Annotated in this window: 11 protein-coding genes; 2 read left to right on the forward strand and 9 right to left on the reverse strand. The window is 71.4% G+C overall.

What is annotated here, in order from left to right:
* Nucleotides 1-11: 11 nt before the first annotated feature.
* From ASF40_RS06435 to dusB, 4 genes are read right to left on the reverse strand one after another with little or no spacing between them, the layout of a single operon-like run.
* The gene (locus ASF40_RS06435; protein WP_056367365.1) at nt 12-800 is read right to left on the reverse strand and encodes an ATP-binding cassette domain-containing protein; all 789 of its coding nucleotides are present in this window, start codon (nt 798-800) and stop codon (nt 12-14) included.
* 50 nt (nt 801-850) lie between these two features.
* Nucleotides 851-2716, reverse strand: coding sequence for a DNA primase (dnaG, locus tag ASF40_RS06440; RefSeq protein WP_056367366.1), 1866 nt, complete (start codon nt 2714-2716; stop codon nt 851-853).
* Nucleotides 2716-4074, reverse strand: a complete 1359-nt coding sequence (locus tag ASF40_RS06445; RefSeq protein ID WP_056367367.1) for a deoxyguanosinetriphosphate triphosphohydrolase — start codon at nt 4072-4074, stop codon at nt 2716-2718. The genes dnaG and ASF40_RS06445 overlap by 1 nt, the downstream gene beginning before the upstream one ends.
* Nucleotides 4064-5230, reverse strand: a complete 1167-nt coding sequence (dusB, locus tag ASF40_RS06450) for a tRNA dihydrouridine synthase DusB (protein ID WP_056368277.1) — start codon at nt 5228-5230, stop codon at nt 4064-4066. The genes ASF40_RS06445 and dusB overlap by 11 nt, the downstream gene beginning before the upstream one ends.
* 76 nt (nt 5231-5306) lie before the next feature.
* Between dusB and ASF40_RS06455 the strand changes: the two genes are divergently transcribed.
* A complete protein-coding gene (locus ASF40_RS06455; RefSeq protein WP_056367368.1) occupies nt 5307-5810 on the forward strand; it encodes a glutathione peroxidase in 504 nt (167 codons plus the stop codon).
* A gap of 63 nt (nt 5811-5873) precedes the next feature.
* Here ASF40_RS06455 and ASF40_RS06460 read toward each other — a convergent pair whose 3' ends face one another.
* From ASF40_RS06460 to recO, 5 genes are all read right to left on the reverse strand, one after another.
* Nucleotides 5874-6554, reverse strand: coding sequence for a DsbA family oxidoreductase (locus ASF40_RS06460; RefSeq protein ID WP_056367369.1), 681 nt, complete (start codon nt 6552-6554; stop codon nt 5874-5876).
* Nucleotides 6555-6618: 64 nt separating this feature from the next.
* Nucleotides 6619-7635 (reverse strand): hypothetical protein, encoded by a 1017-nt coding sequence (locus ASF40_RS06465; protein ID WP_056367370.1) that lies wholly within the window; start codon nt 7633-7635, stop codon nt 6619-6621.
* Complete coding sequence (locus ASF40_RS06470; protein WP_157549456.1) at nt 7635-8387, reverse strand: hypothetical protein; 753 nt, start codon at nt 8385-8387, stop codon at nt 7635-7637. Before ASF40_RS06470 ends, ASF40_RS06465 begins: the two co-directional genes overlap by 1 nt.
* Nucleotides 8388-8478: 91 nt before the next feature.
* Nucleotides 8479-9291, reverse strand: coding sequence for an isoprenyl transferase (locus tag ASF40_RS06475; RefSeq protein WP_056367372.1), 813 nt, complete (start codon nt 9289-9291; stop codon nt 8479-8481).
* On the reverse strand, nt 9288-10031 hold the full coding sequence (recO, locus tag ASF40_RS06480; RefSeq protein ID WP_056367373.1) for a DNA repair protein RecO: 744 nt from the start codon (nt 10029-10031) through the stop codon (nt 9288-9290). The genes ASF40_RS06475 and recO overlap by 4 nt, the downstream gene beginning before the upstream one ends.
* A gap of 96 nt (nt 10032-10127) precedes the next feature.
* Between recO and ASF40_RS06485 the strand changes: the two genes are divergently transcribed.
* Nucleotides 10128-11414 (forward strand): right-handed parallel beta-helix repeat-containing protein, encoded by a 1287-nt coding sequence (locus ASF40_RS06485; protein WP_056367374.1) that lies wholly within the window; start codon nt 10128-10130, stop codon nt 11412-11414.
* Nucleotides 11415-11567 lie beyond the last annotated feature (153 nt).

Consider the following 11567-nt stretch of genomic DNA (forward strand, 5'->3'; position numbering starts at 1 on the left):
CGCGGGCCCGATCAGGAGTTGACGACGCGTCGATCGGCCTGCCCGTCGGGCGTCCACAGCAGATCCTCGGTGCCGTGCCCGAAGGCGACGGCGTGGCCCGCGCGCAGCACCAGGACGTCCGCGTCCAGCTCGTTCACGACCTCCGGCTCGTTGGTCACGACGAGGGCGGCCATGTCGAGCTCGCGTCGACGGCGGAGCACAGCTTCACGTGCGGCCTTGCGCACCTCGACGTCCATGTTGGCGAAGGGCTCGTCGGCGATCAGCACGCGGGGCTGCAGCACGAGGGCTCGGGCGAGCGCCACGCGCTGGCGCATGCCCGCGCTCAGTTCGTACGGGTACTTGGGCGCCGCGCCGAGGGGCAGCATGAGCTCGTCGAGCAGTGACGCCACCCGCACCGCGAGTGCTCGCGCGCTGACGTGCCGGTCGCGACTGGTGATCGGCTCGCCGATCACCTCGGCGACAGTGAGGCGGGCCGGAAGATGGGCGCCCGCGGCCTGTGGGACGTAGCCGGCGTAGTACGTGAGGTAGCGGTGGGCGCGGCCGGGACGGCGCACCGCGACGCCTTCGACGATGCCGCGGCCCCCGACGACAGCGAGGCCGGGCTCATCGGCGCCGGCCAGTACTGCGGCGAGCGACGACTTGCCGGAGCCTGTCGGGCCCATCAGCGCCAGGATGCCGCCGTGCGGCAGTCTGAACGACACACCGTCGACGACGCGCTGCGACGGACCGCCGCGACCGGAACGGGCGATCGACAGATCCGAACAGTCGATCGCGACATCCGCATCTCGCCGGTGAGCCATCTCCTCATCCTGCCTGCTGACAGGCGTCGACGCCAGCCGACGGGACCGGATCAGGGGGCCTCGTCCGCGAGGGCCTGACGCTGGGCGTCGAGCTCGCGCAGGCGCAGCCTGATGGTGCGGCCTTCCTCCGACTCCGCGGGCACGCGCTGGATCGCCCCGAGCAGCTCCGCCTTCTCGCGGTCGAACCCGCGCATCACCAGCCTGCGCGCGAGGTCGCTCGCCGAGGAGACCGCCTCGTCGTCGCTCAGCGCCGGGAAATCGGCGGCGAGCAGTTCCGCTGCGAGCGACCGGTAGGGCTCGCGGACGGTGGCGACGGCATCCACGGCCCAGCCGGGCCGCTGCATGCCGGCGGCGTCGCGCACGGCGATGCGCACGGCATCGAGTGCCGGGTGCCGGAACGGCAGGTCGAGGGCGCGCGCGACGAGCGACGGGTCCATGCGATGGCCGAACTGCAGCACGCCCATCACGGCGCCTCGCTCCAGCCCGACCTCCGGGGTGCGTGGCAGGGTTGCGAGCGTCACGCGCAGAGCGCCGTCGTCGACCGGCGGCTCCGCAGGCCCGGCCGGGCCGGGCGCGGCGTCGCGCCGGCCGCCCCCGCTGCTGCGACCCGCCCGCTCGACTTCACGGCGGACGTCCTCGGTGTCCATGCCGAGTCGTCTGGCCAGCACCCGCACGTACTCCGGCTGCAGCAGCGGGTCGCGCAGTTCCGCGACGACGGGTGCGGCGGTGCGCAGCGCGCCGACACGCCCTTCGACGCTGCGCAGGTCGTAGCCCGAGATGCGCTGGTCGAGCACGAACTCGACCATCGGCACCTTCGTCTCGAGGAGCGCCCGCACTGCGCCGTCGCCGCGCGCGAGGCGCAGATCGCACGGATCGAGTCCTTCCGGACCCGTGGCGACGTACGTCTGCGCGTTGAACCGCTTGGCGTCGGCGAAGGCGCGCAGCGCCGCCTTCTGTCCCGCGGCATCCGGGTCGAAGGTGAACACGACCTCGCCGGCCGTGGAGTCGTCGCCCATCACGCGCCGGAGCACAGTGATGTGGTCGGAGCCGAATGCCGTGCCGCAGGTCGCGATCGCGGTCGTGATGCCCGCGAGATGGCACGCCATCACGTCGGTGTAGCCCTCGACCACGACGACCTGGTGCTGGCGGGACACCTCGCGCTTGGCGAGGTCGAGCCCGTAGAGCACCTGCGCCTTCTTGTAGATGGTCGTCTCGGGCGTGTTCAGGTACTTGGGGCCGTTGTCGTCGTCGAAGAGCTTGCGCGCCCCGAACCCGATCACCTGCCCGGTCACATCGCGGATGGGCCAGACCACGCGTCCGCGGAAGCGGTCGTACACGCCGCGCTGCCCCTGCGACACGAGGCCCGCGGACGAGAGCTCCTCGTCGGTGAAGCCCTGGGTGCGCAGCGCCTTGGTCATGCCCTCCCAGCCCTTCGGGGCGAATCCGACGCCGAAGTGGGCCGCGGCGCCGGCGTCGAAGCCGCGCTGACCGAGGAAGCGTCGCGCGATGTCGGCCTCGGGCGTCATGAGCTGCGCGCGGAAGAACTCCGCGGCCGCGGCGTTCGCCGCGTACAGGCGGGCGCGACCCGTGTGCTCGGGGGCGGCGCCGCCGTCCTCGTAATGCAGGGCGTAGCCGATGCGTCCGGCCAGGCGCTCGACGGCCTCGGTGAACGTCACATGGTCCATCGCACGCAGGAACGAGTACACATCTCCGGACTCGCCGCAGCCGAAGCAGTGGTAGAAACCGGCCTGGGAGCGCACGTTGAAGCTCGGACTGCGCTCGTCGTGGAACGGGCAGAGCCCCTTCATCGAACCCACGCCGGCGGACTTCAGGGCGACCCGTTCTCCGATGATGTCGGCGATGTTCGTGCGCGCCTTGACCTCATCGACGTCCGCCTGGCGGATCCGCCCCGCCATCAGTGCGCCTCGGACGCGCGGAAGGCGCGGGAGGCCGTGTCCATGGGTCGTGCGCCGGGAGCCCATACGCCGACGGATGCCGCGTCCACAGGTCCTACGAGCGAACCGTGCCACGCGATCGCGAGCTGATCGGTGAGGCTGGCGACCTGGTCGACGATCACACGGCGGCGCGCCGCATCCGTGTCGGCCGCTGCGAAGTCCTCGGCGTGGAGCGCGTCGAGCGCGTCAGGGTGCTCCCACAGGGCTGTCGCGACGCGCTTGAGGACGCGTCGCTGCTCCTTGTAGAGGTCCTTGCGACCTTCGATCGACACGACCGCGGCGCCGATGATGCCCTTGAGCACTGCCATCTCGGCCTCGACGATGCGGGGCACGATGAGGTGGCCGCGGTAACGGGTGAGCACGGATGTTGCGTACGACTCGCGTGTCGCCGTCGTCGCGGCGCGCGCGAAGCGGCCGATGAGGTCGGAGGTGAGGTTCTTCAGCCGCGCGAGCGCGGCGCGGGTGCCGTCGAAGGAATCGATCCACTCGGGCATGCGGGTGAGGCGGAAGAGCGCGTCCTCGAGCTCGTCGCGGGCGAAGTCGAAGCCGACCCACGACTGGATCGCGGTGAGGAGCCACTCGTGCTCGCGCGGGTCGACCAGGCGCGCCGGGTCGAGGTAGCCGTTGACGACCGCGTCCTCGAAGTCATGGACCGAGTAGGCGATGTCGTCGGAGAGGTCCATGACCTCGGCCTCGATGCAGCGGAGCCGGCCCGGTGCGCCCTCGCGCACCCAGCGGAACACCTCTTCGTCTTCGGGGTACACGCCGAACTTGAGCCGGCCGCCGGGATCGGGCAGCGGGTGATCGGCCGTCCACGGGTACTTGCAGGCGGCGTCGAGGCTCGCCCGCGTGAGGTTGAGTCCGAAGCTGCGCCCGTCGGCGTCGACCACTTTGGGCTCGAGCCGTGTGAGGATGCGCAGGGTCTGCGCGTTGCCCTCGAAGCCGCCGACGTCCTCGGCCCACTCGTTCATGGCCCGCTCGCCGTTGTGGCCGAAGGGCGGGTGTCCGAGATCGTGGCTGAGGCAGGCGGTGTCGACGACATCGGCGGCGAGGTCGAGGGCCGTCGCCAGCTCGCGGCCGACCTGGGCGACCTCGAGCGAGTGGGTGAGGCGGTTCCGCGCGAAGTCTGCGGGACTGGCGGGACTGAGGACCTGGGTCTTCGCGGCGAGTCGGCGCAGCGCGGCCGAGTGCAGCACACGCGCGCGGTCGCGCGCGAAGTCGTCGCGCTGTGAGCGGTGGCGCTCGGCATGGAAGCGGGCGGCATCGGCGTCGTCGTAGCCCATCGGGCGCTCGGACGCGCCGGCCAGATCACCCGCCACTGTGGTCGAGTTCCGCTTCGGCGATGGCGGTGGTGGCCTCGGCGCTGAGCTCGCGCGATTCGAGCCAGCGGTCGGGCAGAGCGGGGCGCTTCGGGGTTCCGGCGCGACCTCGCTGCCCTTCGGCCGCCGCGCCCGGGTACGGAGCGTCGGCATCGAGGGTGGCGAGCAGGTCGTCGATCTCGGCGAGGCTCGATGCGGTGGCGAGGCTCGCGCGGAGCTCTCCGCCCACCGGGTAGCCCTTGAAGTACCACGCGACGTGCTTGCGGATGTCACGGCAGCCGCGGCCCTCGTCCTCGAAGAACTCGACGAGCAGCTCGGCGTGACGGCGGAACGCGCGCGAGACGAAACCGAGGGTCGCGTCGACCGGCTCGGCCGGTGCGGCGCCGGGGCCGCCGAGCGCGCGGGCGAGATCGCCGAACAGCCACGGACGGCCGAGGCAGCCGCGACCGACGACGACGCCGTCGCACCCGGTCTCGTCCATCATGCGCACCGCGTCGTCGGCCGACCAGATGTCGCCGTTGCCGAGCACCGGGACGCTGGTGACCGTCTCTTTGAGCCGGGCGATCGCGGACCAGTCCGCCTGGCCGGAGTAGAACTCCGACGCGGTGCGGGCGTGCAAGGCGACGGCGGCCACGCCGGCGTCCTCCGCGATGCGTCCGGCGTCGAGGTAGGTGAGGTGGTCGGCGTCGATGCCTTTGCGCATCTTCACGGTGAGGGGGATGTCCCCGGCGGCGCGGGCAGCGCGCGTCACGATGTCGCGGAACAGGCCGAGCTTCCACGGGAGGGCCGCTCCCCCGCCCTTGCGGGTGACCTTCGGGACGGGGCATCCGAAGTTCAGATCGATGTGATCGGCGCGATCCTCTTCGACGAGGAGGCGCACAGCGGCCTCCGTCGTCGCGGGATCGACGCCGTACAGCTGGATCGAGCGGGGCGTCTCGGACTCGTGGTGGGTGATCAGGCGCATCGTCGTCGCGTTGCGCTCGACGAGGGCGCGCGTCGTGATCATCTCGCTGACGTAGAGACCGGCCCCGTATTCGCGGCAGAGGCGCCGGAATGCGGTGTTCGTGATGCCCGCCATCGGCGCGAGCACCACGGGGGCGTCGAGTTCGATGGGCCCGATGCGCAGCGTCGGCGCAGGGGCGAGGGCAGTAGTCACGCGTTCCATTCTCTTACAGGAATCCGTCCCTTGGCTGAACGGCCGCGCCTCTGTGCACAGGGCTTAGCCTGGGGGGATGACCGAGGCCACGATCACCGACCTGCGCGAGATCCCCTTCACCACCGCCGATGGCGGCACCGCGACCCTCTCCGAGTACGGCGACCAGGTGCTCCTCGTCGTCAACGTGGCGTCCAAGTGCGGCCTGACTCCGCAGTACGAGCAGCTCGAGCAGCTGCAGCGGGCGTACGCCGACCGCGGCTTCACCGTGCTGGGCTTCCCCTGCAACCAGTTCATGGGGCAGGAGCCGGGGTCGATGGATGAGATCCTCGAGTACTGCTCGGTCACGTGGGGTGTGACGTTCCCCGTCTTCGACAAGGTCCGGGTGAACGGCCCCGGCGCCGCTCCGGTCTACAAGGCGCTGAAGAAGTCGCGCGATGCCGAGGGCAAGAAGGGCCCGATCGTCTGGAACTTCGAGAAGTTCGTCCTGACGCCGGAGGGCGGCATCCACCGCTTCCGCCCGAACGTCAAGCCCGACGACCCGGCGATCGTCGAGGTCATCGAGGCGAACCTGCCTCGCTGACCCGCAGACATCGAACGGGCCCGCCGCGACGAATCGCGGCGGGCCCGTTCTCGATTCGGAGGTTCAGGCGTCGACGTCGGCGGGCTCGCGGTGCTCGGACCACACCTGCCGCACGATCTGCGCGAAGGCCTCAGCGGGCTGCGCACCCGACACTCCGTACTTGCCGTCGATCACGAAGAAGGGCACCCCGTTGATGCCGTAGGCCGTGGCCTGCGCCTGGTCGGCACGCACCGCGTCGAGGTAGCGGCCGCTCTCGAGGGCCTCCCGGGCGGCGTCGGCGTCGAGTCCGGCATCGGTGGCGAGGTCGACCAGTTCGTCCTGTCGCCCGAGGTGGCGCCCTTCGGTGAAGTACGCGGCCATGAGGCGCTCGGCCAGCTCGTGCTGGCGGCCGTGCTCCTTCGCGAAGTGCAGGAGCTCGTGGGCCTTCACGGTGTTGGTGTGCTTGAGGAGGTCGAACCGGTACTCCAGCCCGGCGTCGGCGGCGACGCCGGTCACGCGCTCGAGCATCTGCTGCACCTGCGCGCGCGGCATGCCCTTGTGCTTCGCGAGGAAGTCGAGCTCATCGCCCTCGAAATCGACGGGCGTGTCGGGCGACAGCTCGAACGAGTGGTACGTCACCTCCACGGCGGGGGCGTCGTCGTCCGCGGATGCCGCGGCCAGTCCGTTCTCGAGGTTGCGCTTGCCGATGTAGCACCAGGGGCAGGCGATGTCGCTCCACACGTCGATCTTGATGGCGTCCGTCATGCTGAGGACAACCGCGCGCGTCCGCGCATCTATTCCGCCGAATGCGTCGGTCCGGTGCGGATGCTCAGGGAACGGGCGGATCGGCGTCGGGCACGAACCGGAACCGCACCCGCACGTCGTCGTACGGCACCACCAGGGTCGAGGCATCCGGCGACCAGGCGTCGGGTACGAGGTAGAGGCGCCCGCCACCCTGCGCGAGCAGCCTCAGCCCGAAGTATCGGTATGCGAACGTCTGCGGCGAGGCCGCGGGATCTTCGACGGATGCCTCGTCCCCGAGCTGCTGGAAGGTGATGGCGTCGTTGCCCGGATAGAGCCGCTCGGGGGTGTCGAGCACGACGGCGGGGAGCGTCGTGAGGTCGGCGGCGAGCGAGCGGGCCTGCCCGAGGCCCCACCACTGCGCGATGGTCGCTGTCGACCAGAACGTGCCGGCGATCATCACCAGGACGAGGAGCACGACGACGCCTCGCCCGCCGCTCGAGCGGTCGAGGGCGCGCACGGTGGCCGAGGCGTAGGCCGCGAGGCCCGCGCCGATCGCGAGGAACAGCGGGGTGAGGAGCCGGCCGTATGTCCATCCCGGCAGGAACGGCACGAGGAAGGCCAGGACGAGGCCCGCGAGGATGAAGCCGATCCCGGTCCAGGCGAGGATGCCGATCACACGCCGTTGCGCGGGGCGCTCCTGGGCCAGCAGCCATTTCCGCAGGGCGCGATGGCCGAGGATCGCGGCGGCGGCGAGCAGGGTGAGGACCATGACCGGGATGAACAGTGCGCCGGGGCTGCGCATCACGAACTCCTGCGAGCTCAGCCCGATGATGTCGACGTCGACGCCGAAGTACCGGAAGAACTCGCGCGTCGACACGTAGCCGAAGTAGAAGAGCAGCGCGGTGACCAGGGTGAGCGGAGCCACGAAGGAGGAGAGGAAGCCCATCCACTTCTCGAAGCCGAGCCCGGGGTCGACCCGCAGCGGCTCCTCGGCCGTCGGCGCGGAGGGCCCGGCGGGTGCGGGGGCGCCGTGGCCCGCGGCATCCGCTGCTGTCGGGGCCGGAGGTTCGGGCGATGCTGCGGCAGGCGGGTGAGCTGCCATCAGCCGTCCACCTCTGTGGTGGGCGTGTCGGAGGGCTGCGGCTCCTGCTGCTGATCCGGGTCCTCGACCTGCTCCTGGTCCTGCTCGGCGGACGGTTCCGGGTCGTTGACGACGATCGGGGGTCCCGGGTCGACCTCGCGCGCCGCGACCTGGTCGCAGATCTGGGCGGTCGGGCAATCGAGAGTGCCGCGGAAGCTGATCGTGGTGCCGTCTTGGAAGTCGCCGCCGGGGCGCAGGACGAGGCTGCAGAAGATGCCGGACTCGTTCGCCGCGACGAGCATGCCGAGGCAGGAGCGGTCCGCGCCGCGGGTTCCGCAGACGCCGCCGTCGACCCGCAGGCCGGGTCGATCGGTCACCGCGTTCTCGAACGTGAAGCTGACGCCGTCCGGCACCGCGTCGCCGCCCCAGAACACCGCGATCGTCTTGCACCAGACCCCCGGCTCGAGGACCTCGGCGGTGCCCTGGTCGCCGTAGGCCGGTCCGCCGTACTGGGCGACGGGGCCGGTGCGGACGCGGTCCTGGGCGGGATCCTCTCCGCCGTCGGAATCCGCCTGGCCCTGGTCCTCACCGCCGGTGTCGGTCTCCCCTTCGGCCGAGGCCTCTTCGGTGGCGTCGGTGGACGGGGAAGGGCTTGCCGTCGTCGTGCGCCCCGCGTCCTCGGTGGTCACCGGCGTCCCGCAGCCCACCAGAGCGAAGGCCGCGACAAGGCTCAGGATCGCGGCGAGGCCCACCCGAGGCCCTGACAGCGCCATGACGCGCCTCCTGACCGGCCGCATGCGCGGCTCACGTCAATGATGAGGGCGCGAGGGCTCGCTGGATACCCCGTCGGACGCAGACGTGAGATCAGGATGTGGCGGCGTCGGGGGCGTCCACGGCGCCGCCGAATCGGCGATCACGTCCGAGGTAGGCATCGATGCCGTGCCACAGGTCCTCCCGCGTGAAGTCGGGCCAGAGCGTGTCGAGGAACACGAACTCCGCATACGCCGATTCCCACAGCAGGAAGTTCGAGGTGCGCTGCTCGCCGCTCGACCGCAGGAACAGGTCCACATCCGGCATGTCCGGGCGGTAGAGGCGTCGCTGGATCAGCTTCTCCGACACCGCCGAGGGCTTCAGCCGGCCCGCCGCGACGTCGTCGGCGATCGAGCGCATCGCATCGACGAGCTCGATGCGGCCGCCGTAGTTCACGCACATCGTGAGGGTCAGTGCGTCGTTGCCGGCGGTCAGCTGCTCCGCGAACTGCAGCTCCTTGATGACGCTCCCCCAGAGGCGCGGTTTGCGGCCGGCCCACTGGATGCGGACGCCCCACTCATTGAGCTGATCGCGCCGACGGTGGAGCACGTCGCGGTTGTAGCCCATGAGGAAGCGCACCTCTTCGGGCGAGCGCGACCAGTTCTCGGTCGAGAACGCGTAGACCGACAGGTGCTTCACGCCCGCCTGGATGGCGCCGGCCACGACGTCCAGCAGCGCGGCCTCGCCCGCCTTGTGCCCCTCGATGCGGGTGAGACCCCGGCGATTGGCCCAGCGGCCGTTGCCGTCCATCACGATGGCCACGTGGTTCGGCACGGCACCGCGGGGGTACTCCGGCGGGTAGACGCCGGTCCAGTCGAGCGGGCGGTACGGCACCGCGTCGCGGTGCGTGTAGGGCTTCGGGGTCACCTGGTGCCTTCCTGCGGGGCTGCCGAGACATGGGAGAGCGAACGGATGCCGCGCTCGAGGTGCCACTGCGCGTAGGCCGCGATGAGACCCGAAGCGGCGGCGGTCGACCCCGGCGACGCGGCATCCACCGCGTCCCACTCCCCCGCCATCAGCGACTGCAGGAGCGACACCGTGGCGGCGTCGACGCGTGCGGCCCCGGTCGGAGCGCAGTCGCGGCAGACGATGCCGCCCTGCTGGGCGACGAACGTGTCGTGGGGGCCGCGGCGACCGCAGAGCGCGCATTCGCCGAGGCCGGGCGCCCAGCCCGACAGCGCCATCGCACGCAGCAGGTAGGAATCCAGCACGCTGCGCGAGGCATGCTCGCCGCGCGAGAGGGCGCGGAGCCCTCCGACGAGGAGCAGGTACTGCTGGGGCGTGGCCTCGGCCTCGTTGAGGCGATCGGCCGCCTCGACCATCGCGTGCGCGGAGGTGTACCGGTCGTAGTGGGCGACGATCTCGGCGCCGTAGGAGCCGAGCGATTCGGCCTGCTGGACGATGTCGAGCGAGCGCCCCTGGTACAGCTGCACATCGGCGACCATGAAGGGCTCGAGGCGTGCGCCGAACCGCGACGATGTGCGCCGCACCCCCTTCGCGACGGCGCGCAGCTTGCCGTGACGGCGGCTGAGCATCGTCACGATCCTGTCGGCCTCCCCCAGCTTGTGGGTGCGCAGGACCACGACTTCATCGCGGTAGGTGGGCACGGGTCAATTATCCCTGCGCACCCGTCCGATCGGGCGGCACGGCCCGCGGGTGGCGCGGGCCGTGCCGCCGGCCATGCCGCTAGGCTCCGCAATGTGATGCTGCCGCGTGCCGCCGCCGTCCTGGGCCTGGTCGGGGTGCTCTCTGGGTGCACCGCCGCGGAGACGCCCGGACCGACGCCCACCGAAGACACCCGTGTGGCGGAGTGCGACGCGGCCGCGGCCGCCGTCTCGGACGCGGTTGCGGACGTCGTGGCCGGCTACGAAGGGCCGTTGGGTCCCGACGGATCGATGACAGCCGCGCCGGAGCCGCTGCCGAGCGCAACCCCCGACACCGAGGGGGCCGGCGACCCGCTCTCCGCCGCGGTCGCCGCGGCGCGGGAGACACGCGAACGCCTCGGCTGCGACGCCGACCGCTTCGAGGACCAGCTGCAGACAGGGCTCGACCAGGTGCGTCCGGAGGGCTCGATCGCGACCGCCGTCTGGCGCAGGGTCTCGGCGACGCTCCTCGGGCGCATCCCCGCGGACACGACGGAGCGCACGCTGGAGACGGGCGAGGATCTCGCCGAAGTCGTCGCCCAGATCCCCGAGGGCGGAACCCTCGTGCTGCCGGCGGGGACGGTGGAGGCGGACGACACCGTCGTCCTCCTCGACGGCGTGACGCTGCGCGGCGCCGGTCGGGACGCCACCGTCCTGCGCTCCTCGGCGTCCGACGCCGCCGTCCTGATCGCCGCGACCGGTCTGGTGCAGGTGGTCGACATGACGGTCGAAGTCGCGGGTCCCGATCCCGCATCGGCCGTCGTCGCCGGTCCGTGGGCGTCGCTCGTGCTGCGCGGCGCGCGGGTGGCGGGCGCGACCATCGCCGACGGCATCGGCGGTGCGGGCGTGTATCTGTCCGCCGGCGCGGACGACGTCACCGGCGAGCAGACCACGCTCGAGGTGACCGACACCCTGTTCGAGCGGAACGCGTGGGCGGGCCTCGCGGTGACCGGCCGGCACCGCGTGAGCATCGAAGCCTCCCGGTTCGCCGGCAACGGCGAGGTGGGACTGCTGTTCATGGACGCGACCAGCGGCTCGGTGCGCTCGAGCACGTTCGCCGACAACACGGTCGGGGTCGCGATCGCCGGCACATCATCGCCGACACTGTTGTCGACCACTGCGAGCGGTGGGTCGGTCGCGTTGCAGACGGACGATTCCGCGGCTCCCACGGTGGACGGGATGGACATCGGCGGCGCGACCACCGCGGCCGTGATCCTCGGGGGCGAGTCGGGGGGATGGATCGGCGGCGTGGCCTGCCATGACGTGCCGTTCGGCATCGTGGTCTCCAGCGGCGCCGCACCGACGATGGGACCGAATTCCTGCGCGCTGAGCCAGGGCGGCTCCTGAGAGCCAAGACCCCGGCGACAGCTTCGCGACACGCCGGCGAGCTTTCGCGACACGCCGTAGAAGTCCAGATGTTTGAGGATTTTGCTTGTACGCGATCCGAGGTCGGTGCCATACTCGGCGACGTCGACCCCACTTCGGGTGGTGGGGTCAGGC

Source organism: Microbacterium sp. Leaf288, assembly GCF_001422925.1.
GTDB lineage: Bacteria > Actinomycetota > Actinomycetes > Actinomycetales > Microbacteriaceae > Microbacterium.